Consider the following 21,883-nt stretch of genomic DNA (forward strand, 5'->3'; position numbering starts at 1 on the left):
AAGGTCGACCAGGTCGACGACGCCGAGCTTCTGGAGCTGGTCGAACTGGAAGTTCGCGAACTTCTGTCGTCCTACGACTTCCCGGGCGACGACATTCCGATCGTCAAGGGTTCGGCTCTTGCCGCTCTCGAAGATTCGGACAAGAAGATCGGTGAAGACGCGATCCGCGAGCTGATGGCTCAGGTCGACGCCTACATCCCGACGCCGGAGCGTCCGATCGACCAGCCGTTCCTGATGCCGATCGAAGACGTGTTCTCGATCTCGGGCCGTGGTACGGTTGTGACGGGTCGCGTCGAGCGCGGTATCGTCAAGGTCGGTGAAGAAATCGAAATCGTCGGCATCCGCCCGACGACGAAGACGACCTGCACGGGCGTTGAAATGTTCCGCAAGCTGCTCGACCAGGGCCAGGCCGGCGACAACATCGGCGCGCTTCTGCGCGGCGTCACGCGTGACGGCGTCGAGCGTGGCCAGATCCTGTGCAAGCCGGGCTCGGTCAAGCCGCACAAGAAGTTCATGGCAGAAGCCTACATCCTGACGAAGGAAGAAGGCGGCCGTCATACGCCGTTCTTCACGAACTACCGTCCGCAGTTCTACTTCCGCACGACGGACGTGACCGGTATCGTTTCGCTGCCGGAAGGCACGGAAATGGTCATGCCGGGCGACAACGTCACGGTTGAAGTCGAGCTGATCGTTCCGATCGCGATGGAAGAAAAGCTGCGCTTCGCAATCCGCGAAGGCGGCCGTACCGTCGGCGCCGGCATCGTTGCCTCGATCGTCGAGTAAGACTTAAGGCTTCAGGCCGCTGAAATAGGAAGGGCAGGATGTCATCCTGCCCCTCCGGTCTTTGAAAATTTAGCGGACTGGCCTTTCGGCAATTGTATTTTCGCGTGCGTTCCGTTATGGGAACCGCCAGAATCAAAAACGCGCATTTCCCAAGAGAATCGCGCGAGTAACGAACTAAGGAAAAGTCGTATGAACGGCCAGAACATCCGCATCCGCCTCAAGGCGTTTGACCACCGGATCCTTGATGCCTCCACGCGTGAAATCGTGTCGACGGCAAAGCGCACCGGCGCAAGCGTCCGCGGCCCCGTTCCGCTCCCGACCCGTATTGAAAAGTTCACTGTCAACCGTTCGCCCCACGTGGACAAGAAGAGCCGTGAACAGTTCGAGATGCGCACGCACAAGCGCCTGCTCGACATCGTAGATCCGACGCCGCAGACCGTTGATGCTCTCATGAAGCTCGACCTCGCGGCCGGTGTAGACGTAGAGATCAAGCTCTAAGTCCGGCGCAAGCCGAAATAACAAGGAAGGTACGTGGCATTAAGCCGACGTCTTCTAAAAACGGGAAACCCGACGGCCGTAAGGCCCGAGTGGAATCCTTAAACCAAGAGGCATGACGGGACGTCACGATCCCGCCAGGACTTCTAAGAGGATTGAACCATGCGTTCAGGTGTGATTGCACAGAAAGTAGGGATGACTCGCGTCTATAATGACGCAGGTGAGCACATCCCTGTAACAGTATTGCGACTGGACAACGTCCAGGTCGTTGCCCAGCGTACGCAGGACAAGAACGGCTACACGGCCGTCCAGCTCGGCGCCGGCTCTTCCAAGGTGAAGAACACGGCAAAGGCGCTCCGCGGCCAGTTCGCCGCTGCAAGCGTTGAGCCGAAGGCCAAGCTCGTCGAATTCCGCGTTTCGGAAGACAACCTCATCGAAATCGGCGCGGAACTGACCGCGAGCCATTTCGTCGCCGGCCAGCTCGTCGACGTTACCGGCACCACGATCGGTAAGGGTTTTGCCGGTGCCATGAAGCGCCATAACTTCGGCGGTCTTCGTGCAACGCACGGCGTTTCCGTTTCGCACCGTTCGCACGGTTCGACTGGTAACAACCAGGACCCGGGCAAGGTCTGGAAGGGCAAGCGCATGGCTGGTCACATGGGCCAGACGCGCGTCACCACCCAGAACCTCGAAGTCGTCTCCACCGACGAAGAACGCGGTCTCATCCTCGTCAAGGGCGCTGTCCCGGGCTCCAAGGGCGCCTGGATCGTCGTTCGCGACGCCGTCAAGTCCGGCACCCCGTCCGACGCGCCGCGTCCGGCCGCCGTGCGCGCCGCAGCCAAGTAAGGGAGCCTGATCATGGATCTCAAAGTCACGACCCTCGACGGGAAGGACGCCGGCAAGGTCTCTCTTTCCGACGCGATCTTCGGCCTCGAGCCGCGCGAAGACATCATTGCCCGCGTCATCCGCTGGCAGCTCGCCAAGAAGCAGCAGGGCACGCACCAGTCGCTGACGCGCGGCGAAGTGTCCCGCACCGGCTCCAAGATGTACAAGCAGAAGGGTACGGGCCGCGCTCGTCACCATTCGGCGCGCGCTCCGCAGTTCCGCGGTGGTGCCAAGGCTCACGGCCCGGTATCCCGCAGCCACGCTCACGACCTGCCCAAGCAGGTTCGCGCGCTCGGCCTGCGTCACGCCCTCTCGGCCAAGATCAAGGCTGACGACGTCATCATCGTTGACGACCTCGTTGCCGCAGAAGCAAAGACGAAGGCTCTGGCCGGCGCGTTCGCTTCGCTCGGCCTCACCAATGCCCTCTTCATCGGCGGCGCAGAACTTGACGGCAACTTCAAGCTCGCAGCCCGCAACATCCCGAACGTGGATGTGCTTCCGATCCAGGGTATCAATGTTTACGACATCCTGCGCCGCGGCAAGCTCGTGCTCTCCAAGGCTGCTGTAGAAGCCCTCGAGGAGCGGTTCAAATGACGGATCTTCGCCACTACGATGTGATCGTATCCCCCTCGATCACCGAAAAGTCGACGCTGGTCTCCGAAAACAACCAGATCGTCTTCAACGTTGCCAAGCGCGCTTCCAAGCCTGAAATCAAGGCTGCTGTGGAAGCTCTCTTCGGCGTCAAGGTCACGGCTGTGAACACGCTCGTCCGCAAGGGCAAGATCAAGCGTTTCCGCGGCTTCGCCGGCCGGCAGGGAGATGTCAAGAAGGCTATCGTCACACTCGCTGACGGTCAGTCCATCGACGTCTCCACCGGGCTCTAATCGGGCAGTCGGCTAAAGAGGAAACAAGAAAATGGCATTGAAACACTTCAATCCGACCACTCCGAGCCAGCGCCAGCTGGTCATCGTCGACCGGTCGGGCCTTTACAAGGGCAAGCCCGTCAAGGCTCTGACCGAAGGTCTCTCCAAGAGCGGCGGTCGTAACAACCTTGGTCGCATCACGGCCCGCTTCATCGGCGGTGGTCACAAGCGCACCTACCGTCTCATCGACTTCAAGCGTCGCAAGTTCGACGTCGAAGGCACGGTCGAGCGTCTGGAATACGACCCGAACCGTACGGCGTTCATCGCTCTGGTGAGCTATGCCGACGGCGAGCAGGCCTATATCCTGGCCCCGCAGCGCCTGGCAGCCGGCGACAAGGTCATCGCCTCCAACAAGGCTGTTGACGTAAAGCCCGGCAACACCATGCCGCTGCAGTACGTTCCGGTTGGTTCGATCGTTCACAACGTCGAAATGAAGCCGGGCAAGGGCGGCCAGATCGCCCGCTCCGCCGGCACCTTCGTTCAGCTGGTCGGCCGCGATCAGGGCATGGCGATCCTTCGCCTGAACTCGGGCGAACAGCGCCTGGTTCACTCGTCCTGCCTTGCAACGGTCGGCGCCGTTTCCAACCCGGATCACGGCAACATCAACGACGGTAAGGCTGGTCGCACGCGCTGGCGTGGCAAGACCCCGCACAACCGCGGTGTCGTCATGAACCCCGTCGACCACCCGCACGGTGGTGGTGAAGGCCGCACCTCTGGTGGTCGTCACCCGGTTTCCCCGTGGGGCAAGCCCACCAAGGGCAAGCGCACCCGCTCGAACAAGTCGACCGACAAGTTCATCATGCGCTCGCGCCACTTGAAGAAGAAGTAAGAGAGGTTAGTCAGAAATGGCTCGTTCAGTATGGAAAGGCCCGTTTGTTGACGGCTATCTTCTCAAGAAGGCTGAGAAGGTTCGTGAAGGCGGTCGCAGCGAAGTTATCAAGATCTGGAGCCGTCGCTCCACGATCCTGCCGCAGTTCGTTGGTCTGACTTTCGGCGTCTACAACGGCAGCAAGCACATCCCGGTGGCCGTCAACGAAGACATGGTTGGCCACAAGTTTGGTGAATTCGCTCCGACCCGGACCTACTACGGTCACGGCGCGGACAAGAAGGCGAAGAGGAAGTAACGATGGGTAAGGCTAAAGCCGAACGTCGGCTGAAGGATAACGAGGCGCAGGCTATCGCGCGCACGATCCGCGTCAGCCCCCAGAAGCTCAACCTGCTTGCTGCGCTCATCCGCGGCAAGAAGGTCGACCGGGCTCTCGCCGAGCTTGAGTTCTCGCGCAAGCGTAGCGCCGAGACCGTCAAGAAGACGCTCGAGTCTGCGATCGCCAACGCAGAAAACAACCACGACCTCGACGTTGACTCGCTCATCGTCGCTGAGGCGTATGTCGGCAAGTCGATTGTCATGAAGCGCTTTGCCGCTCGTGGCCGCGGCCGCGCATCGCGGATCGAGAAGCCTTTCTCGCATCTGACGATCGTCGTCCGTGAAGTCGAAGCCAAAGGGGAGGCCGCATAATGGGCCAGAAGATTAATCCGATCGGTTTCCGCCTCGGCATTAACCGTACCTGGGACAGCCGTTGGTTCGCCGACAACGCCGAATACGGCCAGCTGCTCCACGAAGACCTGAAGATCCGCGCTTTCGTCATGGAAGAGCTGAAGCAGGCCGGTATCGCCAAGGTGGTCATCGAGCGCCCGCACAAGAAGTGCCGCGTCACGATCCACTCGGCTCGCCCGGGTCTGATCATCGGCAAGAAGGGTGCGGACATCGAGAAGCTTCGCAAGAAGCTCGCTTCGATGACGAACTCCGAAACGCACCTCAACATCGTTGAAGTGCGCAAGCCGGAAGTCGACGCAACCCTCGTTGCCCAGTCGATCGCCCAGCAGCTCGAGCGCCGCGTGGCTTTCCGCCGTGCGATGAAGCGCGCTGTTCAGTCGGCCATGCGTCTTGGCGCCGAAGGCATCAAGATCACCTGCGCTGGCCGTCTCGGCGGTGCGGAAATCGCCCGTACGGAATGGTACCGCGAAGGTCGCGTTCCGCTTCACACGCTGCGTGCAGACATCGACTACGGTACGGCTGAAGCCGAAACCGCATTCGGCATCTGCGGCATCAAGGTCTGGATCTTCAAGGGCGAAATCCTTGAGCACGACCCGATGGCCTCTGAGCGTCGCGCCAGCGAAAGTGACAGCCAGGGCCCCGCAAGCCGCGATCGCGATCGTGGCGACCGCCGTCGTGAAAACGCGTAACAGTCGCGTTTGGCAGCCAATATCGGAGAAGTAAAAAAATGTTGCAGCCAAAGCGTACCAAGTACCGCAAGCAGTTCAAGGGACGCATCAAGGGCGTCGCCAAGGGCGGCTCCGAGCTCGCCTTCGGCGAGTTCGGCTTGAAGGCTCAGGAACCGAACCGCGTGAACGCACGCGAGATCGAAGCGGCCCGCCGCGCGATCACCCGCTACATGAAGCGTGCCGGCCGCGTGTGGATCCGCGTGTTCCCCGACGTTCCGGTCACCGCGAAGCCCACGGAAGTCCGCATGGGTAAGGGTAAGGGTTCGGTCGAATACTGGGCAGCCAAGGTCAAGCCTGGCCGTATGATGTTCGAGATCGACGGTGTTTCCGAGGAAATCGCGCGTGAAGCGCTTCGCCTCGGCTCGGCCAAGCTCTCGGTCAAGACGCGCTTCGTACAGCGCATTGCAGAGTAAGGAGCGAGCGCCATGAAAGCCGCAGACGTCAAGGCGCTGAGCGCCGATCAGCTCAACGAAGAGCTTGCCAAGCTGAAGAAAGAGCAGTTCAACCTGCGCTTCCAGAAGGCCACCGGCCAGCTCGAGAAGACCTCGCGCATCAACGAAGTCCGCAAGGATATCGCGCGCGTCAAGACCATTGCCCGCCAGAAGGCGGCAGAAGCCAAGGCCTAAGGACCAAAAAATATGCCGAAACGCATTCTGCAGGGCACTGTTGTCAGCGACAAGAACGACAAGACCGTTGTCGTGCGCGTCGAACGCCGCTTTGCCCATCCCCTGCTTCAGAAGACCGTTCGCCGGTCCAAGAAGTACAAGGCGCATGACGAAACCAACCAGTACAAGGTCGGCGACGTCGTTTCCATCCAGGAATGCGCCCCGATTTCCAAGGACAAGCGCTGGACCGTCGTATCGGCCCACGCTTAATAATACCGGATTTTGCGCCGAGCCCTTGTGTTTGGCGCAAAACTCTGTATGAAGCAGCGCAAGGACGCTCGGAATCACGAGCGTTCTTTTGCTTTGAGCGCACGGAAGGTCCATCGGTTCGCCGACGTGGAAACCACCCTGGCAAACGACCATCCCGCGCGAAAACATGAATTTCCATAAGCTGGAACAGGGGGCTAACACCCAACCGGTCCGGTAAAACAAGAAGGCGACCTGACATGATTCAGATGCAGACTAACCTCGACGTCGCGGATAATTCCGGCGCACGTCGTGTCATGTGCATCAAGGTGCTGGGCGGCTCCAAGCGCAAGTACGCTTCGGTCGGCGACATTATCGTCGTCTCGATCAAGGAAGCGATCCCGCGCGGCCGCGTGAAGAAGGGTGACGTGATGAAGGCGGTCGTCGTGCGCACCGCCAAGGACATCCGCCGCCCCGATGGCAGCGTCATTCGTTTTGACAACAACGCAGCCGTCCTGATCGACAACAAGAAAGAGCCGATCGGCACCCGTATCTTCGGACCGGTTCCGCGCGAACTTCGCGCCAAGAACCACATGAAGATCATCTCGCTGGCTCCGGAAGTACTGTAAGGAGCGATGGCTATGCAGAAGATTCGTAAGGGCGACAAGGTCGTCGTGCTCACCGGCAAGGACAAGGGCCGTACCGGTGAAGTTGTACAGGTCATGCCGAAGGAAGACCGTGCGGTCGTCAAGGGTATCAACCTGGTGAAGCGTCACCAGCGCCAGACCCAGACCCAGGAAGCCGGCATCATCACCAAGGAAGCTTCGATCCATCTGTCGAACATCGCGATCGCCGATCCCAAGGACGGCAAGCCGACCCGCGTCGGTTTCAAGGTCGAAGGCGACAAGAAGGTTCGTGTAGCAAAGCGTTCGGGAGTGTCGATCGATGGCTGACACCAAGTATGAGCCGCGCCTCAAGAAGGAATACGTCGAGCGTATCCGCAAGGCGCTTCAGGAGCAGTTCTCCTTCGCCAACGAGATGCAGATCCCGCGCCTCGACAAGGTCGTCATCAACATGGGTGTTGGCGAATCGACGGGCGACTCGAAGAAGCCGACCGTAGCGGCCGGCGACCTCGCAGCGATTGCCGGCCAGAAGCCGGTCATCACGCGCGCCCGCAACTCCATCGCCGGCTTCAAGCTGCGCGAAGGCATGCCGATCGGCGCGAAGGTCACCCTGCGCGGCGCCCGCATGTATGAATTTCTGGATCGCCTCGTGAACATCGCGCTGCCCCGCGTACGCGACTTCCGTGGTCTGAACCCGAAGTCCTTCGATGGCCGTGGCAACTTCGCCATGGGTATCAAGGAGCACATTGTGTTCCCGGAGATCAACTACGACAAGGTTGATCAGATGTGGGGCATGGACATCATCGTTTGCACGACGGCAAAGACGGACGACGAAGCACGGGCTCTTCTGAAAGAGTTCAACTTCCCGTTCCGCGCCTGACCGTAACGACAAGCGTAAAGAAGGATAACAACTGTTATGGCTAAAACCAGCGCAGTCGAGAAGAACAACCGCCGCCGCAAGCTGGTCGCCGCTCAGGCGTCCAAGCGTGCCGCTCTCAAGGCGATCATCCAGAACCAGTCTCTTCCCATCGAAGAGCGCTTCAAGGCGACCCTGAAGCTTGCCGAACTGCCGCGCAATGGCTCCAAGACCCGCATCCGCAACCGGTGCGAAGTCACGGGCCGTCCGCGCGCTTTCTATCGCAAACTCAAGATGTCGCGTATTGCGCTTCGCGAACTGGGCAATCTCGGCAAGGTGCCGGGCATCGTCAAGTCGAGCTGGTAAGGAGACGGGCACATGGCAATGACTGATCCCTTGGGCGATATGCTCACCCGTATCCGCAACGGCGCCGCACGCCGCAAGTCCAGCGTTTCGACGCCGGCTTCCAAGCTGCGCGCCCGCGTTCTGGACGTCCTTCAGTCCGAAGGTTACATCCGCGGATATTCGGAAGTCGAATTCGGCAACGGCAAGTCCGAGCTGAACATCGAACTCAAGTACTACGAAGGCGCGTCCGTGATCCGCAAGATCGACCGCGTCTCCAAGCCGGGCCGCCGGGTCTATGTCTCGGTAAAGTCCATTCCGCAGGTCGCGAACGGCCTCGGCATCACCATCCTTTCGACCCCGAAGGGCGTGATGGCCGATCACCAGGCACGCGAACAGAACGTTGGTGGCGAGATCCTTTGCTCGGTCTTCTAAGACTGGGCAAGGAACTCCATAACGAACAGACAGGATAAAACAATGTCTCGTATCGGTAAGAAGCCCGTTCAGGTTCCCGCTGGTGTCACCGCGACCGTCGATGGTCAGAAGGTCACCGCAAAGGGCCCGAAGGGCGAACTGTTCTTTGTCGCAAACGACGAAGTTTCGGTAAAGCTCGAAGACAACGCCGTTGTCGTTCAGCCGGTCAACGATAGCAAGGATGCTCGCTCCAAGTGGGGCATGTCCCGCACGATGGTCGAGAACATCTTCAAGGGCGTCAAGGACGGCTACGAGCGCAAGCTCGAAATCAACGGCGTCGGTTACCGCGCGTCGCTGCAGGGCAAGAACCTGCAGTTGGCACTCGGCTTCAGCCATGACGTCGTCTACCAGACGCCGGAAGGCATCTCGATCGCTGTTCCGAAGCCGACGGAAATCATCATTTCCGGCATCAACAAGCAGCAGGTCGGTCAGGTCGCCGCGGAAATCCGCGAATACCGTGGCCCCGAGCCCTACAAGGGCAAGGGCGTCAAGTATGCCGAAGAGCGGATTGTCCGCAAAGAAGGCAAGAAGAAGTAAGGATCACGCGAAATGGCTAGCAGGAAAGAAGCTCTCCAGCGCCGCGCCAACCGCGTGCGCCGTTCCATCAAGGCGGTCGCCAATGGCCGCCCGCGCCTGTCTGTTCATCGCTCGTCGAAGAACATCTACGTACAGGTCATCGACGACGTGGCCGGCACGACGCTTGCGTCCGCCTCCACGCTCGACACCGATCTGCGCTCGTCCTTGAAGACGGGCGCCGACACGGCAGCTGCCGCTGCCGTCGGCAAGCTCATTGCTGAGCGCGCCGTCAAGGCAGGCGTCAAGGAAGTCGTTTTCGACCGTGGCGCCTTCATCTATCATGGCCGCATCAAGGCTCTCGCCGAAGCGGCCCGTGAAGGTGGTCTGAACTTCTGATCATTCGGCCGGGCGCGTCGAAGCGCCCCGCCGATCCTCAGCAGGGTATCGGTCGCTTCCATTGCTGAAATGGGGGCGACTTTCGTCAATCTGCCGATTGCACCCGGAAAAGAAAAAGGAAAAGGACAATGGCACAGGAAAAGCGCGGTCGCGATGACCGCCAGAACCGCGAAGAGCGCGACAGCGAGTTTGTCGACAAGCTCGTCGCGATCAACCGCGTCGCGAAGGTCGTCAAGGGCGGCCGTCGTTTCGGTTTCGCAGCTCTCGTCGTCGTCGGCGACCAGAAGGGCCGCGTCGGCTTCGGCCACGGCAAGGCACGTGAAGTTCCGGAAGCAATCCGGAAGGCCACCGAAGCCGCCAAGCGCGACCTCATCTTCGTTCCGCTGCGCTCCGGCCGCACGCTGCACCACGACGTGCACGGCCGCCACGGCGCCGGCAAGGTTCTGCTTCGTTCGGCCAAGGCCGGTACCGGTATCATCGCCGGTGGTCCGATGCGCGCCGTTTTCGAAACGCTTGGCGTCCATGACGTCGTAGCGAAGTCGACCGGCTCCTCGAACCCGTACAACATGATCCGTGCGACGTTCGACGCTCTCAAGAGCCAGATGCACCCGAAGGACATCGCGGCACAGCGCGGCATGAAGTATGCCACGCTGCAGGCCCGTCGTGCGTCCGCCGGCGTCGCTTCCGAAGAATAAGGAGCTCTGAGCCATGGCTAAGAAAGAAACCGCAAAGAAGACGGTGACTGTCGAGCAGATCGGCAGCCCCATCCGCCGTCCGGCCGTTCAGCGCGCAACGCTGGTCGGTCTGGGCCTCAACAAGATGCACCGGGTTCGCACGCTGGAAGACACTCCGTCTGTCCGCGGCATGATCCGTGCCGTCCAGCACCTCGTTCGCGTCGTCGAAGAGAAGTGAGGGGATAGATCATGAAACTCAACGAAATCAAGGACAACGAAGGCTCTTCGAAGAACCGCAAGCGCGTCGGTCGCGGTATCGGTTCCGGCAAGGGCAAGACCGGTGGTCGCGGTGTCAAGGGTCAGAAGGCTCGTTCGGGCGTCGCCATCAACGGCTTCGAAGGCGGTCAGATGCCCATCTACCGTCGCCTGCCGAAGCGCGGCTTCAACAACATCTTCGCATCCGACTTCGTCATCGTTTCCCTGGAGCGCATCCAGAAGGCAATCGATGCCGGCAAGCTCGATGCCAAGGCGACCGTTGATGCAGCGGCCCTCAAGGCTGCCGGCGTCATCCGCCGCGAAAAGGACGGCGTGCGCATCCTCGCCGACGGCGAATTCAAGGCCAAGGTGGCCTTCGAAGTCGCCGGTGCCTCCAAGCCGGCGATCGAGAAGATCGAAAAGGCTGGCGGCTCGATCAAGCTGCTCTCGGCCGCTGCGGAAGCTGCCGAATAATTCGACAAAATTATCGCCCGGTGTGCTTCACACCGGGCGATTTTGCTCCCATATGTGAGCCTCACGACGATGGCCGGGATTCTCTTCCCCGCCGTTGCCCGAAAAGAAGCTGGAGCGCCGCGTATCGTCTCAAGGTGCGCAAAGGTCGCGATAGTCTTTTGAATCTGCCACATAATTCCTGAGTTCACTTTCGATCTCAGGAATTATGTGGTGCGGTGAGGCCGGGATTGCTTGACAATCCGCGTTTCAACCGGTTTAGGCTCCATCCGCCCGCTTTGCTGCACCGGCAGAGGGGCAAGACGAATTTCAGCATGTGCCATCGGTCCGAGGAGGGGCGAGGGGACGTGCCAACGGATCAGCCAATCCGGACCTGGCCGGGCTTACCGCCGCCGGATCGGCTTCGCGGAGAAATGCATGGCTTCGGCAGCGGAACAACTTGCCTCTAATCTCAACTTCTCGACCTTCTCGAAAGCAGAAGATCTGAAGAAGCGTCTCTGGTTCACGCTGGGCGCGCTGCTCGTCTATCGCCTCGGCACCTATATCCCGTTGCCGGGTCTCAACCCCGAAGCCTTCGCGCAGGCCTTCCGCGGCCAGGCGAGCGGCATTCTCGGCCTCTTCAACATGTTCTCCGGCGGCGCCGTCGAGCGCATGGCGATCTTCGCGCTCGGCATCATGCCGTATATTTCCGCCTCGATCATCGTGCAGCTGATGACCTCGGTCGTTCCGTCGCTGGAGCAGCTGAAGAAGGAAGGCGAGCAGGGCCGCAAGATCATCAATCAGTACACGCGCTACGGCACGGTGCTGCTCGGCACGCTGCAGGCCTACGGCATCGCCGTTGGCCTTGAGAGCGGGGCAGGGCTCGTCAACGATCCGGGCTGGTTCTTCCGCATCTCCACCGTCATCTCGCTGCTCGGTGGCACCATGTTCCTGATGTGGCTGGGTGAACAGATCACCTCGCGCGGCATCGGCAACGGCATTTCGCTGATCATCTTCGCCGGTATCGTTGCGGCCCTTCCGGGCGCGCTGGCTGGCACGCTCGAGCTCAGCCGCACCGGCGCGCTCTCGATCGGTGTCGTTATCGCCGTCGTGGTCATGGCCGTCGGCGTCATCGCGCTCATCGTCTTCGTCGAACGTGCCCAGCGCCGGCTTCTGATCCAGTATCCGAAGCGACAGGTCGGCAACCGCATGTTCCAGGGCGATACCTCGCACCTGCCGCTGAAGCTCAACACCGCGGGCGTCATTCCGGCGATCTTCGCCTCCTCGCTGCTGCTGCTGCCGGCAACGCTGGCCGGGTTCTCGAACACGTCCGAGCTGCCGTCCTGGGCAACGACGGTCATCGCTGCCCTCGGCCACGGCCAGCCGCTCTACATGCTGCTCTATGCGGGCATGATTGCCTTCTTCGCCTTCTTCTACACGGCCATCGTCTTCAATCCGAAGGACACGGCCGACAATCTGAAGAAGCATGGCGGCTTCATTCCGGGTATCCGCCCGGGCGAACGCACCGCCGAATATATCGATTACGTGCTGACCCGCATCACGGTCATCGGCGCGCTCTATCTTGTCTTCGTTTGTATCCTTCCCGAAATTCTCATCGCGCAGACCGGGGTCCCATTCTACCTTGGTGGTACGTCGCTTTTGATTGTTGTCAGCGTGACCTTGGATACTGTAGCACAGATACAGGGCCACCTGATTGCTCAGCAGTATGAGGGGCTGATCAAGAAGTCGAAGCTGCGTGGAGGTAAGAGGGGACGATGAGACTGATTTTTCTGGGACCGCCGGGCGCTGGCAAGGGGACACAGGCCAAGCTTCTGACGGAGAAGCACGGTATTCCGCAGCTCTCCACGGGTGACATGTTGCGGGCGGCTGTCGCCGCCGGCACGGATGTCGGCAAGCGCGCCAAGGCCGTCATGGATGCCGGCCAGCTCGTTTCCGACGCCATCGTCAACGAGATCGTGTCTGACCGAATCGATTCGGCCGACTGTGCCAAGGGCTTCATCCTTGATGGCTATCCGCGCACGGTTCCGCAGGCTGAGGCTCTCGACCAGATTCTCGCCGGCAAGGGCCTCTCGCTCGACGCCGTGATCGAGCTGAAGGTCGACGAGGATGCGCTGGTCAAGCGCATGGAGAATCGCGTGGCCGAGACGATCGCCGCGGGCGGCACGGTCCGTTCCGACGACAATCCGGAAGCCTTCAAGCGACGCTTGACGGAATACCGCGAAAAGACTGCGCCGCTGTCGACCTACTACGCGTCGACCGGCAAGCTCCAGACGGTCGACGGCATGGCCAATGTCGACAAGGTGACGGCGGAGATCGCCGGAATCCTGGAGAACGCCTGAGATCAGGCGAAAAAGGACCGGCCGGGAGTTGACTTTTTCGGCCGATTCCCCTTATGACAGCGCCAACTCGCGACATACCATTGCGATCGGCGCGGATTTCAGAAGAACGAAGTCCGGGTGCGGTCGTTTTCGACATGTCCCGAACCTCAATTGAACAGCGGCCTTCCCGGTCGTATCGAATGAAGAAAACCACTTGCCGGATGGCAACTGGAAGCAAGGAGAACAGGCGTGGCACGTATCGCTGGCGTCAACATCCCGACCGCGAAGCGCGTAGTCATCGCGCTGACCTATATCCACGGGATCGGCCCGAAGTTTGCACAGGAAATCATCGAGAAGGTCGGTATTCCGTCCGATCGTCGCGTACACCAGCTGACGGACGCAGAAATCCTGCAGATCCGCGAAGCCATCGACCGTGACTATCAGGTCGAAGGTGACCTGCGTCGCGAAACCTCGATGAACATCAAGCGCCTCATGGACCTCGGTTGCTACCGCGGTCTGCGTCACCGTCGTGGCCTTCCGGTCCGCGGTCAGCGCACGCACACCAATGCCCGCACCCGCAAGGGCCCGGCAAAGGCCATCGCAGGCAAGAAGAAGTAATTTCCCGGAAACGGGGAGTGGGAGGCTGGCGCTTCGCGCCGGCCTCTTTTGAGTTTCGAGCGGGACCTTGCTTTTCATCAGGTCGAGGCCCCGGTCGGTGGAGCTGCTGGTATTACGGCAGTGACGATATCGCCGCACGCGATGCCTTCGGGCCGGGTGCAAATTTTATTCAGGGCCAAGGGTTTCGACCCGGCCCGGTGGAGCCGCTGGAACTACGGCGGTGTCGAGATCAACGAAAGGACTATCCATGGCCAAGGAAGCCGCACGCGTCCGCCGTCGCGAACGCAAGAACATCACCTCGGGTGTTGCTCACGTCAATTCTTCGTTCAACAACACGATGATCACCATCACCGACGCACAGGGCAACGCCATTGCCTGGTCGTCGGCCGGTGCAAAGGGCTTCAAGGGTTCGCGCAAGTCGACCCCGTTTGCCGCCCAGATCGCTGCTGAAGACTGCGCCAAGAAGGCCCAGGAACACGGCATGAAGTCGCTGGAAGTCGAAGTCTGCGGTCCGGGTTCCGGCCGCGAATCGGCTCTGCGCGCCCTCCAGGCTGCCGGCTTCATGATCACGTCCATCCGCGACGTGACCCCGATCCCGCACAACGGTTGCCGCCCGCGCAAGAAGCGTCGCGTCTGATCACCGCATTCGAATTGCCGCGGAAGCCGGGTGACGGCTTCCGTGGATCTTCAGGGCTCGGCCGCCACGATTGGATGGTGGCGGCGAACGGAAGGCAAAACATATGATCCAGAAAAACTGGCAGGAACTGATCAAGCCGAACAAGGTGGAGTTCTCCTCCTCCGGCCGCACCAAGGCAAGCCTTGTTGCCGAGCCGCTGGAGCGTGGCTTCGGCCTGACGCTCGGCAACGCGCTGCGTCGCGTTCTCCTGTCGTCGCTGCGCGGTGCGGCTGTTACCGCCGTGCAGATCGACGGCGTGCTGCACGAGTTCTCGTCGATCCCGGGCGTCCGGGAAGACGTGACCGATATCGTGCTGAACATCAAGGAAATCGCCATCAAGATGGATGGCGACGATTCCAAGCGTATGGTCGTGCGCAAGCAGGGTCCGGGCGTCGTGACGGCTGGTGACATCCAGACGGTCGGCGACATCGAGATCCTGAACCCGAACCATGTCATCTGCACCCTCGACGAGGGCGCGGAAATCCGCATGGAGTTCACGGTCAACAACGGCAAGGGTTATGTCCCGGCCGACCGCAACCGTTCCGAAGACGCGCCGATCGGCCTCATCCCGGTCGACAGCCTTTATTCGCCGGTCAAGAAAGTGTCCTACAAGGTGGAAAACACCCGTGAAGGCCAGGTTCTCGACTACGACAAGCTGACGATGACCATCGAGACCGATGGTTCCGTCACGGGCGAAGATGCGATCGCGTTTGCGGCCCGCATCCTCCAGGACCAGCTCTCGGTCTTCGTCAATTTCGACGAGCCGCAGAAGGAAGCCGAAGAGGAATCGGTCACCGAACTGGCGTTCAACCCGGCACTCCTCAAGAAGGTCGACGAACTGGAACTTTCCGTCCGTTCGGCGAACTGCCTGAAGAACGACAACATCGTCTATATCGGCGATCTCATTCAGAAGACCGAAGCCGAAATGCTTCGTACTCCGAATTTTGGTCGCAAGTCGCTGAACGAAATCAAGGAAGTTCTCGCTTCCATGGGCCTGCACCTCGGCATGGAAGTGCCGGCATGGCCGCCCGAGAACATCGAAGATCTCGCCAAGCGCTACGAAGACCAGTATTAACACCATCAAACGGCAGGCAACTGCCTGCATGTGAAGGAGAATAGAGATGCGCCACCAGAATTCCGGTCGCAAACTCAACCGTACCGCCAGCCACCGCAAGGCGATGTTCGCCAACATGGCTGCTTCGCTCATCCAGCATGAGCAGATCGTCACCACCCTGCCGAAGGCGAAGGAAATTCGCCCGATCGTCGAGAAGCTCGTCACCCTCGGCAAGCGCGGCGACCTGCACGCTCGCCGTCAGGCGATCTCGCAGATCCGCGACGTCGCCGTCGTTTCGAAGCTGTTCGACGCGATCGCAACGCGCTACGCCAGCCGTAACGGTGGCTACCTGCGCATCATGAAGGCCGGCTACCGTCATGGCGACAACGCCCCGCTCGCCGTCATCGAGTTCGTTGACCGCGACGTCGACGCCAAGGGCGCAGCCGACAAGGCTCGCGTTGCTGCTGAAGCAGACGCTGCCGAAGCCGCCTGATCGAAAAAGCGTCCTCACCGGACGTCTTGAAGCCGGACGCGAAAGCGCCCGGCTTTTTCTTTGCGCAAATGCCGCCTGCAAGGTTCCGGAAACCATGTCCCTAGGCATTGTCTTCAGCCCTCGGCTCTAAACTTTTCGCGAAGTTTAATCGAGTTCGAGTGATGGCCGAGAATTTCGCATTCCTGCTGCCGGTGGTTCTTACCCTGTTCGGCGTAGCGTTTTTCATCGTCGCGCGTTTCGGCAACCGCGCCGCCCTGTTCTGGGCCGGCGGTTATCTCTGTGCGGCCCTCGGTTTCCTTGCGCCGCTTCTGCAGGCTGTCGCGCCCGTGCCCATGGTCGCGATGACGGCAGATGCTGCGTTCCTCAGCGCCTTCCTCTTCTACAGTCATGGCCTGACCGCCCATTTCGACGCGCCCCGTCATCTCGTTCTCCGCCTCGGCATTGCCGCCGCCGCCTACGGCGCCATCGCCTACGCCGTGTTCGTCGCGCAAAGCCTGCGCGTCGAACTCTTCGTCAGCGACATCGCCTGCAGCCTTCTGCTCGCAACAGCCTTGCTGTCCTCCTGGCGCCGGGCGGCCACATGGGTGGACCGCGCGCTGCTCGGCGCCGTTGTCTTCGTCATGCTTGAGACGACGGTGCGCACGATCGTTTTCTTCGTCATGGCGGGCAGTCTTGCCATGGATGCCTTTATCGGTTCGCCCTACGCCTTCGTCATGCAGGTCACGGCGACGATCGGCGCATTGCTTCTGGCTCTGACTGCGCTTGCCTCGGTGGCGTTGCGGATCGTCGAGCGGTACCGCAAGGCGTCGGAGGAGGATCCGTTGACCGGTCTCCTCAACCGTCGCGGCTTCGAGCAGCTTCTTGGCGCAAACGGGCACGCGGGCAAAAACGAGGCCGCCATCGTCGTCGCCGATATCGACTGGTTCAAGTCGATCAACGACCGGTTCGGACACGCAGCCGGGGACGAGGCGATCCGCGAGGTGGCCGACCTCCTGCGCACGCTCGCCTGGCCGGGCGTCGCGGTCGCCCGCTTCGGCGGAGAGGAGTTCATCGCCTATCTGCCGAACTGCCGCCTGCAAGACGCCCATATGCTTGCAAACACGGTGCGTCTGGCCTTGTCGGAACGCGATCTCGGCCGTATCGGTATCGACCGCTCGATCACCGCGAGTTTTGGCGTTGCGGTCACGGCTGCCGGCGATCATACGATCCATGATGCGATCAGCCGCGCCGACCGCTTGCTCTATCTTGCCAAGAGCAATGGCCGGAACCGCGTCGTCAGCAGTCCGGCGGATGTCCCGCAGCAGGCTGGACCCAAGCTCTTCGTGATCAGGGACGAGGCGAGCGGCCCGGGTCGCGCGTCCTAAGGCAATGTCATACGGCAAGCCTCAAGCCGAGCGCTCCTGCCCGCGAAATGCGGAGGCGCGTGCCTTCCCGCCTCTGCCGCCGCGGATCATCGGCCGCACCAGCCGATAGAGGAGAAGCAGCGCCACAAGTCCGATATAGGTCCAGGGCTCCAGCCCCACGACCTTCACCGACATGGCGAAATGCAGCGCACCGGCGGCGGCGATGACATAGACTAGCCTGTGCAGCTTCACCCAGCGCATGCCGAGCCGACGGATTGACCAGTTGTTGGACGTCAACGCCAGTGGAATGAGCAGCACGAAGGCGGCCATGCCGATGGTGATGAAGGGCCGCTTGGCGATGTCGACGAGGATCGCCGGGAAATTCAGATACTGGTCGAGCAGCATGTAGGTGAGGAAGTGCATCAGCACGTACCAGAACGCCAGGAGCCCGAGCGCCCGGCGGTAGCGCACCCAATTGATGGCGAAGAGATCGCGGATAGGCGTGATGGCGAGCGTGGCGATGAAGAAGCGCAGCGCCCAGAGGCCGAGCAGGTGCTCGAATTCCTTGACCGGATTGCCGGGCAGGCGCCCCGTTGCGCCGAGCCAGAAGCCCCAGGCCGCGGGCAGGAGACCGACGGCGTACAGCAGCCAGATCGAGGCCGCGTGGTATTTGCGGGGCAGGGTGGGCAGGCTCGCCATCAGTAGTTCGCCCTGAGATCCATACCGCTGTAAAGACCGGAAACCTCCTCGGCATAGCCGTTGAAGGGCAGGGTCGGCCGCCGGTTGGCGCCGAAGAAGCCGCCTTCGCCGATGCGGTTTTCGCTTGCCTGGCTCCAGCGTGGATGATCGACCTCCGGGTTCACATTGGCATAGAAGCCATATTCACTCGGCGCGGCGAGGTTCCAGGTGGAGGGCGGCTGCTTGTCGGTGAGCGTGATCTTGACGATCGACTTGATGCCCTTGAAGCCGTACTTCCACGGCACGACGAGGCGGATCGGCGCGCCGTTCTGATTCGGCAACGTCTTGCCGTAGACGCCGACGGAGAGGATCGCCAGCGGGTGGCGTGCCTCGTCCAGTCTCAACCCCTCGACATAGGGCCAGGGCAGCGACTGGAAATAGCCGGATTGGCCGGGCATTTCCTCAGGCCGGACGATTGTTTCGAAGGCGACGTATTTTGCGTCGCCAAGCGGCTCCACCTTGTCGAGCAGCGCGGAGAGCGGAAAGCCGACCCAGGGAATGACCATCGACCATGCCTCCACGCAGCGCATGCGGTAGACCCGATCTTCCAGCGGCAGGGAAAGCAGCTCTTCCAACCCGAATTCCTTCGGCTTGCCGACGAGCCCGTCGACCTTCACCGTCCAGGGCGTCGGTTTGAACTTTTCCGAGTTGGCGAGCGGGTCGCCCTTGCCCAAGCCGAACTCATAGAAGTTGTTGTAGCTGGTCACATCCTTTTCGGGCGTCAGTGCCTCGTCCACCGCATAGGGCGATTTCGACGCCTTCAGCGCTTCCGCGAAGGCGGGGGCGCCGGATGCCAGGAGCGCTCCGCCCGCCGCCGCCAGAAACGAGCGGCGCCCGAGGAAACAGTGTTCCGGCGTGATCTGCGACGCGGGGATGCGGGGCGGGCGGTAGAGAGACATGGCGGGGCTCGATCTGTTGCGTTGTTTTCCCTGGTACCTACGTAAACGCGGTCCGTGTTGTTTCAACGGCGGCGAAAGATTTGCAGTGACCACATTTTCGTGCGCGCTGCGTGAGATCGCCGCGATCGACGCGCCGCCACGCGGTTTGCCTTTTTTCCCGCGAGATCCTATCTGATCGTGACGCAGAAACGAAGGAGACTCGTCCATGCCGAACGTCCGCATCCTGCTTGCCGCCCCGCTTGCCTTTGCTCTCGCCCTTGCGGCGCCCGCAAGGGCCGAGGAGCGCACCGTGCCGCAATCGCGCACGGAAATGCAGCTCTCCTTCGCGCCGCTGGTCAAGCAGGTCGAAAACGCGGTGGTCAATGTCTACGCCGAGCGCGTCGTCGAGCGCCGCTCGATCTTCGACGGCGATCCCTTCTTCGAGGAGTTCTTCGGCCAGCGCATGCCGAATCGCAGCGAAAAGCAGTCCTCGCTCGGCTCGGGCGTCATCGTCGGGGCCAAGGGCATCGTCATGACGAACAACCATGTCATCGAGGGGGCGAGCGATATCAAGATCGCGCTCGCGGACGGCCGTGAATATGAGAGCACCGTGGTGCTGAAGGACGAGCGCGTCGACCTTGCCGTCCTGAAGATCAAGGCGGATGTGGATTTCACCGCGCTGCCGCTCGGCGACAGCGACGCGGTGCAGGTCGGCGACCTGGTGCTTGCCATCGGCAATCCGTTCGGCGTCGGCCAGACGGTGACGAGCGGCATCGTCTCGGCGCTCGCCCGCAACCAGGTCCGCTCCGGCGATTTCGGCTTCTTCATCCAGACGGACGCTTCGATCAATCCCGGCAATTCCGGCGGCGGCCTCATCAACATGAACGGCGAGCTGATCGGCATCAACACCGCGATCTTCTCGCGCGGCGGCGGCTCGAACGGCGTCGGTTTCGCCATTCCGGCCAATCTGGTGAAGACCTTCATCGCCAGTGCCGAAAACGGCAGCGCCACCTTCGACCGCCCCTTCATCGGGGCCACCTTCGATCCTGTGACCTCCGAGGTGGCCGAGGCGCTTGGCCTCGATCGTGCCCGTGGTGCGCTGGTTTCGCAGGTGCAGGCCGGCAGCCCGGCGGAGAAGGCGGGCATGAAGCCGGGGCAGGTCGTCACCGCCGTCAATGGTGTTCCCGTCGAACATCCCGACGCCCTCGGCTATCGCCTCACCACGGTCGGCATCGGCGGCACGGCGCGCATCACGGTCGTCGCCAATGGCAAGGAGGAGGAGCTGACGCTCTCGCTCGACCGTGCGCCCGAGACGACGCCGCGCGACGAGCGGCTGATCGAGGGGCGCAACCCCTTCTCCGGCGCGATCGTCGCCAACCTTTCGCCGCGCGTGGCCGAAGACCTGCGCATGCCGACCAACAGGACCACGACGGGCGTCGTCGTTACCGAGGTCAATCGCGGCTCGCCGGCAGCGCGCATCGGTCTCCAGCCGCGCGACATCATCATTGCGCTCAACGGCACCGAAGTCGCCTCCACCGAAATCCTCGCCTCGCTCGTCACCGAGGACCCGTCCATCTGGCGCGTCGAGATCGAGCGTGACGGCCAGCGCATCCGCCAGTTCTTCCGATGAGCGACCTCTTCGCCCCGCGTGAACCCGAGGAGATGGCGGCAAAACGGCCGCTGGCCGATCGGCTGCGTCCCCGCACGCTGGGCGAAGTCTCCGGGCAGGACCACCTGACCGGACCTGACGGCGTGCTGTCGCGCATGATCGAGGCCGGCTCGCTCGGCTCGATGATCTTCTGGGGGCCGCCCGGCACCGGCAAGACGACGGTGGCGCGGCTGCTTTCCGGCGAGACCGGTCTCGCCTTCGAGCAGATCTCCGCCATCTTCTCCGGCGTCGCCGATCTCAAGAAGGTTTTCGAATCCGCCCGGCAACGCCGTATGGGCGGGCGCCAGACCCTGCTCTTCGTCGACGAGATCCATCGCTTCAACCGTGCCCAGCAGGACAGCTTCCTGCCGGTCATGGAGGACGGCACGATCGTGCTCGTCGGCGCGACGACGGAGAATCCGTCCTTCGAACTCAACGCCGCGCTTCTCTCCCGCGCCCGCGTGCTCACCTTCAAGTCGCATGACGAGGAGAGCCTCGAAGAGCTGCTGAAGCGCGCCGAGGTGGTCGAGGAGAAGCCGCTGCCACTCGACGGGGAAGCGCGTGCCTCGCTGCTGCGCATGGCCGACGGCGACGGGCGGGCGGTGCTGACGCTTGCCGAGGAGGTATGGCGCGCCGCGCGTTCCGGCGAGACCTTCGGGCAGGACGATCTCTTCCGTATCGTCCAGCGCCGCGCCCCGGTCTATGACAAGTCGCAGGACGGCCACTACAATCTCATCTCCGCGCTGCATAAGGCGGTGCGTGGTTCCGATCCGGATGCGGCGCTCTATTATCTGACCCGCATGCTGGATGCCGGCGAAGATCCATTGTTCCTGTGCCGCCGCATGGTGCGGATGGCGGTGGAGGATATCGGCCTTGCCGATCCGCAGGCACTCGCCGTCTGCAATGCCGCCAAGGATGCCTATGATTTCCTCGGCTCGCCGGAGGGAGAGCTGGCGCTGGCGCAGGCCTGTATCTACCTCGCCACCGCGCCGAAATCGAATGCGGTCTATGTCGCCTACAAATCGGCGATGCGTGCGGCAAAGGAGAACGGCTCGCTGCTGCCGCCCAAACACATCCTCAACGCGCCCACCAAGCTGATGAAGGGCGAAGGGTATGGCGATGGCTATCGCTACGATCACGATGAGCCGGATGCCTTTTCCGGGCAGGACTATTTCCCGGAGAAGATGGGCCGGAAAACCTTCTACGACCCGCCCGAGCGCGGCTTCGAACGCGAGCTGAAGAAGCGGCTGGAATGGTGGGCGAAGTTGCGCCGGGAGCGGGGCTGACGAC

At 61.8% G+C, this 21,883-nt stretch carries 33 protein-coding genes; 31 read left to right on the plus strand and 2 right to left on the minus strand.

Features of this window, described 5'->3' with window-relative positions; genetic code table 11:
* From P9A16_RS32090 to P9A16_RS32230, 29 genes are all read left to right on the plus strand, one after another.
* The coding region (locus P9A16_RS32090; protein ID WP_278026352.1) for an elongation factor Tu at positions 1 to 783 on the plus strand (783 nt) is incomplete at its 5' end.
* Between the two features lie 189 nt (positions 784 to 972).
* Positions 973 to 1,281, plus strand: a complete 309-nt coding sequence (gene rpsJ / locus P9A16_RS32095) for a 30S ribosomal protein S10 (RefSeq protein WP_003507767.1) — start codon at positions 973 to 975, stop codon at positions 1,279 to 1,281.
* 159 nt (positions 1,282 to 1,440) lie between these two features.
* On the plus strand, positions 1,441 to 2,124 hold the full coding sequence (rplC, locus tag P9A16_RS32100) for a 50S ribosomal protein L3 (protein WP_024270438.1): 684 nt from the start codon (positions 1,441 to 1,443) through the stop codon (positions 2,122 to 2,124).
* Positions 2,125 to 2,136: 12 nt separating this feature from the next.
* On the plus strand, positions 2,137 to 2,757 hold the full coding sequence (gene rplD, locus P9A16_RS32105) for a 50S ribosomal protein L4 (protein WP_024270439.1): 621 nt from the start codon (positions 2,137 to 2,139) through the stop codon (positions 2,755 to 2,757).
* Positions 2,754 to 3,047, plus strand: a complete 294-nt coding sequence (locus P9A16_RS32110) for a 50S ribosomal protein L23 (protein WP_023517274.1) — start codon at positions 2,754 to 2,756, stop codon at positions 3,045 to 3,047. The genes rplD and P9A16_RS32110 overlap by 4 nt, the downstream gene beginning before the upstream one ends.
* Before the next feature lie 31 nt (positions 3,048 to 3,078).
* Entirely contained in the window at positions 3,079 to 3,915 is an 837-nt protein-coding gene (gene rplB, locus P9A16_RS32115) for a 50S ribosomal protein L2 (protein WP_023517273.1), read from the plus strand.
* 16 nt (positions 3,916 to 3,931) lie between these two features.
* The gene (rpsS, locus tag P9A16_RS32120) at positions 3,932 to 4,210 is read left to right on the plus strand and encodes a 30S ribosomal protein S19 (protein WP_023517272.1); all 279 of its coding nucleotides are present in this window, start codon (positions 3,932 to 3,934) and stop codon (positions 4,208 to 4,210) included.
* Between the two features lie 2 nt (positions 4,211 to 4,212).
* Positions 4,213 to 4,602: a 50S ribosomal protein L22 gene (rplV, locus tag P9A16_RS32125; RefSeq protein ID WP_023514179.1), complete on the plus strand. Its 390-nt coding sequence runs from the start codon at positions 4,213 to 4,215 to the stop codon at positions 4,600 to 4,602.
* Positions 4,602 to 5,330, plus strand: coding sequence for a 30S ribosomal protein S3 (gene rpsC / locus P9A16_RS32130; protein ID WP_023514178.1), 729 nt, complete (start codon positions 4,602 to 4,604; stop codon positions 5,328 to 5,330). The genes rplV and rpsC overlap by 1 nt, the downstream gene beginning before the upstream one ends.
* A gap of 38 nt (positions 5,331 to 5,368) precedes the next feature.
* Positions 5,369 to 5,782: a 50S ribosomal protein L16 gene (gene rplP, locus P9A16_RS32135; protein ID WP_024270440.1), complete on the plus strand. Its 414-nt coding sequence runs from the start codon at positions 5,369 to 5,371 to the stop codon at positions 5,780 to 5,782.
* Positions 5,783 to 5,794: 12 nt separating this feature from the next.
* Complete coding sequence (gene rpmC, locus P9A16_RS32140; RefSeq protein ID WP_024270441.1) at positions 5,795 to 5,995, plus strand: 50S ribosomal protein L29; 201 nt, start codon at positions 5,795 to 5,797, stop codon at positions 5,993 to 5,995.
* A gap of 12 nt (positions 5,996 to 6,007) precedes the next feature.
* On the plus strand, positions 6,008 to 6,244 hold the full coding sequence (gene rpsQ / locus P9A16_RS32145; RefSeq protein ID WP_024270442.1) for a 30S ribosomal protein S17: 237 nt from the start codon (positions 6,008 to 6,010) through the stop codon (positions 6,242 to 6,244).
* Between the two features lie 236 nt (positions 6,245 to 6,480).
* On the plus strand, positions 6,481 to 6,849 hold the full coding sequence (gene rplN, locus P9A16_RS32150; RefSeq protein ID WP_018328276.1) for a 50S ribosomal protein L14: 369 nt from the start codon (positions 6,481 to 6,483) through the stop codon (positions 6,847 to 6,849).
* Positions 6,850 to 6,861: 12 nt separating this feature from the next.
* Positions 6,862 to 7,173: a 50S ribosomal protein L24 gene (gene rplX / locus P9A16_RS32155; RefSeq protein ID WP_024270443.1), complete on the plus strand. Its 312-nt coding sequence runs from the start codon at positions 6,862 to 6,864 to the stop codon at positions 7,171 to 7,173.
* The gene (rplE, locus tag P9A16_RS32160; protein WP_023517484.1) at positions 7,166 to 7,723 is read left to right on the plus strand and encodes a 50S ribosomal protein L5; all 558 of its coding nucleotides are present in this window, start codon (positions 7,166 to 7,168) and stop codon (positions 7,721 to 7,723) included. The genes rplX and rplE overlap by 8 nt, the downstream gene beginning before the upstream one ends.
* 36 nt (positions 7,724 to 7,759) lie before the next feature.
* Complete coding sequence (rpsN, locus tag P9A16_RS32165; protein ID WP_023517483.1) at positions 7,760 to 8,065, plus strand: 30S ribosomal protein S14; 306 nt, start codon at positions 7,760 to 7,762, stop codon at positions 8,063 to 8,065.
* Positions 8,066 to 8,077: 12 nt separating this feature from the next.
* Positions 8,078 to 8,476 (plus strand): 30S ribosomal protein S8, encoded by a 399-nt coding sequence (rpsH, locus tag P9A16_RS32170; RefSeq protein WP_023517482.1) that lies wholly within the window; start codon positions 8,078 to 8,080, stop codon positions 8,474 to 8,476.
* 42 nt (positions 8,477 to 8,518) lie between these two features.
* A complete protein-coding gene (gene rplF, locus P9A16_RS32175; RefSeq protein ID WP_024270444.1) occupies positions 8,519 to 9,052 on the plus strand; it encodes a 50S ribosomal protein L6 in 534 nt (177 codons plus the stop codon).
* A 12-nt stretch (positions 9,053 to 9,064) separates the two neighbouring features.
* Positions 9,065 to 9,427 carry a 50S ribosomal protein L18 gene (rplR, locus tag P9A16_RS32180; RefSeq protein ID WP_023515493.1) on the plus strand — a complete coding sequence of 121 codons (363 nt, stop codon included), beginning with the start codon at positions 9,065 to 9,067 and terminating at the stop codon, positions 9,425 to 9,427.
* A gap of 128 nt (positions 9,428 to 9,555) precedes the next feature.
* Positions 9,556 to 10,122: a 30S ribosomal protein S5 gene (rpsE, locus tag P9A16_RS32185; protein WP_023515494.1), complete on the plus strand. Its 567-nt coding sequence runs from the start codon at positions 9,556 to 9,558 to the stop codon at positions 10,120 to 10,122.
* Positions 10,123 to 10,135: 13 nt separating this feature from the next.
* Positions 10,136 to 10,339: a 50S ribosomal protein L30 gene (rpmD, locus tag P9A16_RS32190; RefSeq protein ID WP_023515495.1), complete on the plus strand. Its 204-nt coding sequence runs from the start codon at positions 10,136 to 10,138 to the stop codon at positions 10,337 to 10,339.
* A gap of 11 nt (positions 10,340 to 10,350) precedes the next feature.
* Positions 10,351 to 10,830, plus strand: a complete 480-nt coding sequence (gene rplO, locus P9A16_RS32195; RefSeq protein WP_023515496.1) for a 50S ribosomal protein L15 — start codon at positions 10,351 to 10,353, stop codon at positions 10,828 to 10,830.
* A gap of 414 nt (positions 10,831 to 11,244) precedes the next feature.
* The gene (gene secY / locus P9A16_RS32200; RefSeq protein WP_024270445.1) at positions 11,245 to 12,585 is read left to right on the plus strand and encodes a preprotein translocase subunit SecY; all 1,341 of its coding nucleotides are present in this window, start codon (positions 11,245 to 11,247) and stop codon (positions 12,583 to 12,585) included.
* Complete coding sequence (locus P9A16_RS32205; protein WP_024270446.1) at positions 12,582 to 13,166, plus strand: adenylate kinase; 585 nt, start codon at positions 12,582 to 12,584, stop codon at positions 13,164 to 13,166. The genes secY and P9A16_RS32205 overlap by 4 nt, the downstream gene beginning before the upstream one ends.
* 228 nt (positions 13,167 to 13,394) lie before the next feature.
* Positions 13,395 to 13,763 carry a 30S ribosomal protein S13 gene (gene rpsM, locus P9A16_RS32210; RefSeq protein WP_024270447.1) on the plus strand — a complete coding sequence of 123 codons (369 nt, stop codon included), beginning with the start codon at positions 13,395 to 13,397 and terminating at the stop codon, positions 13,761 to 13,763.
* A 247-nt stretch (positions 13,764 to 14,010) separates the two neighbouring features.
* Positions 14,011 to 14,400 (plus strand): 30S ribosomal protein S11, encoded by a 390-nt coding sequence (gene rpsK, locus P9A16_RS32215; RefSeq protein ID WP_023513823.1) that lies wholly within the window; start codon positions 14,011 to 14,013, stop codon positions 14,398 to 14,400.
* Between the two features lie 103 nt (positions 14,401 to 14,503).
* Positions 14,504 to 15,514 carry a DNA-directed RNA polymerase subunit alpha gene (locus P9A16_RS32220; protein WP_024270448.1) on the plus strand — a complete coding sequence of 337 codons (1,011 nt, stop codon included), beginning with the start codon at positions 14,504 to 14,506 and terminating at the stop codon, positions 15,512 to 15,514.
* Positions 15,515 to 15,560: 46 nt separating this feature from the next.
* Complete coding sequence (gene rplQ / locus P9A16_RS32225) at positions 15,561 to 15,986, plus strand: 50S ribosomal protein L17 (protein ID WP_023517174.1); 426 nt, start codon at positions 15,561 to 15,563, stop codon at positions 15,984 to 15,986.
* Positions 15,987 to 16,147: 161 nt separating this feature from the next.
* Positions 16,148 to 17,350, plus strand: coding sequence for a GGDEF domain-containing protein (locus P9A16_RS32230; protein WP_023517175.1), 1,203 nt, complete (start codon positions 16,148 to 16,150; stop codon positions 17,348 to 17,350).
* 21 nt (positions 17,351 to 17,371) lie between these two features.
* On the opposite strand, the gene msrQ is transcribed toward P9A16_RS32230, so the two are convergent.
* On the minus strand, positions 17,372 to 18,028 hold the full coding sequence (msrQ, locus tag P9A16_RS32235; protein ID WP_278026353.1) for a protein-methionine-sulfoxide reductase heme-binding subunit MsrQ: 657 nt from the start codon (positions 18,026 to 18,028) through the stop codon (positions 17,372 to 17,374).
* Positions 18,028 to 18,966, minus strand: coding sequence for a protein-methionine-sulfoxide reductase catalytic subunit MsrP (gene msrP / locus P9A16_RS32240; protein WP_024270449.1), 939 nt, complete (start codon positions 18,964 to 18,966; stop codon positions 18,028 to 18,030). The genes msrQ and msrP overlap by 1 nt, the downstream gene beginning before the upstream one ends.
* Positions 18,967 to 19,171: 205 nt before the next feature.
* Between msrP and P9A16_RS32245 the strand changes: the two genes are divergently transcribed.
* Positions 19,172 to 20,575: a DegQ family serine endoprotease gene (locus P9A16_RS32245; RefSeq protein WP_278026354.1), complete on the plus strand. Its 1,404-nt coding sequence runs from the start codon at positions 19,172 to 19,174 to the stop codon at positions 20,573 to 20,575.
* The gene (locus P9A16_RS32250; RefSeq protein ID WP_023513768.1) at positions 20,572 to 21,879 is read left to right on the plus strand and encodes a replication-associated recombination protein A; all 1,308 of its coding nucleotides are present in this window, start codon (positions 20,572 to 20,574) and stop codon (positions 21,877 to 21,879) included. Before P9A16_RS32245 ends, P9A16_RS32250 begins: the two co-directional genes overlap by 4 nt.
* The last annotated feature ends 4 nt before the right edge of the window (positions 21,880 to 21,883 follow it).

Origin of the sequence: Shinella sp. 838 (assembly GCF_029623935.1) — a bacterium.
Lineage (GTDB): Bacteria > Pseudomonadota > Alphaproteobacteria > Rhizobiales > Rhizobiaceae > Shinella.

Bases quoted from the DNA above. Each gene is read 5' to 3' on its own strand.
- rpsJ (WP_003507767.1), top strand. From the start codon at position 973: ATGAACGGCCAGAACATCCGCATCCGCCTCAAGGCGTTTGACCACCGG.
- rplC (WP_024270438.1), top strand. From the start codon at position 1,441: ATGCGTTCAGGTGTGATTGCACAGAAAGTAGGGATGACTCGCGTCTAT.
- rplD (WP_024270439.1), top strand. From the start codon at position 2,137: ATGGATCTCAAAGTCACGACCCTCGACGGGAAGGACGCCGGCAAGGTC.
- P9A16_RS32110 (WP_023517274.1), top strand. From the start codon at position 2,754: ATGACGGATCTTCGCCACTACGATGTGATCGTATCCCCCTCGATCACC.
- rplB (WP_023517273.1), top strand. From the start codon at position 3,079: ATGGCATTGAAACACTTCAATCCGACCACTCCGAGCCAGCGCCAGCTG.
- rpsS (WP_023517272.1), top strand. From the start codon at position 3,932: ATGGCTCGTTCAGTATGGAAAGGCCCGTTTGTTGACGGCTATCTTCTC.
- rplV (WP_023514179.1), top strand. From the start codon at position 4,213: ATGGGTAAGGCTAAAGCCGAACGTCGGCTGAAGGATAACGAGGCGCAG.
- rpsC (WP_023514178.1), top strand. From the start codon at position 4,602: ATGGGCCAGAAGATTAATCCGATCGGTTTCCGCCTCGGCATTAACCGT.
- rplP (WP_024270440.1), top strand. From the start codon at position 5,369: ATGTTGCAGCCAAAGCGTACCAAGTACCGCAAGCAGTTCAAGGGACGC.
- rpmC (WP_024270441.1), top strand. From the start codon at position 5,795: ATGAAAGCCGCAGACGTCAAGGCGCTGAGCGCCGATCAGCTCAACGAA.
- rpsQ (WP_024270442.1), top strand. From the start codon at position 6,008: ATGCCGAAACGCATTCTGCAGGGCACTGTTGTCAGCGACAAGAACGAC.
- rplN (WP_018328276.1), top strand. From the start codon at position 6,481: ATGATTCAGATGCAGACTAACCTCGACGTCGCGGATAATTCCGGCGCA.
- rplX (WP_024270443.1), top strand. From the start codon at position 6,862: ATGCAGAAGATTCGTAAGGGCGACAAGGTCGTCGTGCTCACCGGCAAG.
- rplE (WP_023517484.1), top strand. From the start codon at position 7,166: ATGGCTGACACCAAGTATGAGCCGCGCCTCAAGAAGGAATACGTCGAG.
- rpsN (WP_023517483.1), top strand. From the start codon at position 7,760: ATGGCTAAAACCAGCGCAGTCGAGAAGAACAACCGCCGCCGCAAGCTG.
- rpsH (WP_023517482.1), top strand. From the start codon at position 8,078: ATGGCAATGACTGATCCCTTGGGCGATATGCTCACCCGTATCCGCAAC.
- rplF (WP_024270444.1), top strand. From the start codon at position 8,519: ATGTCTCGTATCGGTAAGAAGCCCGTTCAGGTTCCCGCTGGTGTCACC.
- rplR (WP_023515493.1), top strand. From the start codon at position 9,065: ATGGCTAGCAGGAAAGAAGCTCTCCAGCGCCGCGCCAACCGCGTGCGC.
- rpsE (WP_023515494.1), top strand. From the start codon at position 9,556: ATGGCACAGGAAAAGCGCGGTCGCGATGACCGCCAGAACCGCGAAGAG.
- rpmD (WP_023515495.1), top strand. From the start codon at position 10,136: ATGGCTAAGAAAGAAACCGCAAAGAAGACGGTGACTGTCGAGCAGATC.
- rplO (WP_023515496.1), top strand. From the start codon at position 10,351: ATGAAACTCAACGAAATCAAGGACAACGAAGGCTCTTCGAAGAACCGC.
- secY (WP_024270445.1), top strand. From the start codon at position 11,245: ATGGCTTCGGCAGCGGAACAACTTGCCTCTAATCTCAACTTCTCGACC.
- P9A16_RS32205 (WP_024270446.1), top strand. From the start codon at position 12,582: ATGAGACTGATTTTTCTGGGACCGCCGGGCGCTGGCAAGGGGACACAG.
- rpsK (WP_023513823.1), top strand. From the start codon at position 14,011: ATGGCCAAGGAAGCCGCACGCGTCCGCCGTCGCGAACGCAAGAACATC.
- P9A16_RS32220 (WP_024270448.1), top strand. From the start codon at position 14,504: ATGATCCAGAAAAACTGGCAGGAACTGATCAAGCCGAACAAGGTGGAG.
- rplQ (WP_023517174.1), top strand. From the start codon at position 15,561: ATGCGCCACCAGAATTCCGGTCGCAAACTCAACCGTACCGCCAGCCAC.
- P9A16_RS32230 (WP_023517175.1), top strand. From the start codon at position 16,148: ATGGCCGAGAATTTCGCATTCCTGCTGCCGGTGGTTCTTACCCTGTTC.
- msrQ (WP_278026353.1), bottom strand. From the start codon at position 18,028: ATGGCGAGCCTGCCCACCCTGCCCCGCAAATACCACGCGGCCTCGATC.
- msrP (WP_024270449.1), bottom strand. From the start codon at position 18,966: ATGTCTCTCTACCGCCCGCCCCGCATCCCCGCGTCGCAGATCACGCCG.
- P9A16_RS32245 (WP_278026354.1), top strand. From the start codon at position 19,172: ATGCCGAACGTCCGCATCCTGCTTGCCGCCCCGCTTGCCTTTGCTCTC.
- P9A16_RS32250 (WP_023513768.1), top strand. From the start codon at position 20,572: ATGAGCGACCTCTTCGCCCCGCGTGAACCCGAGGAGATGGCGGCAAAA.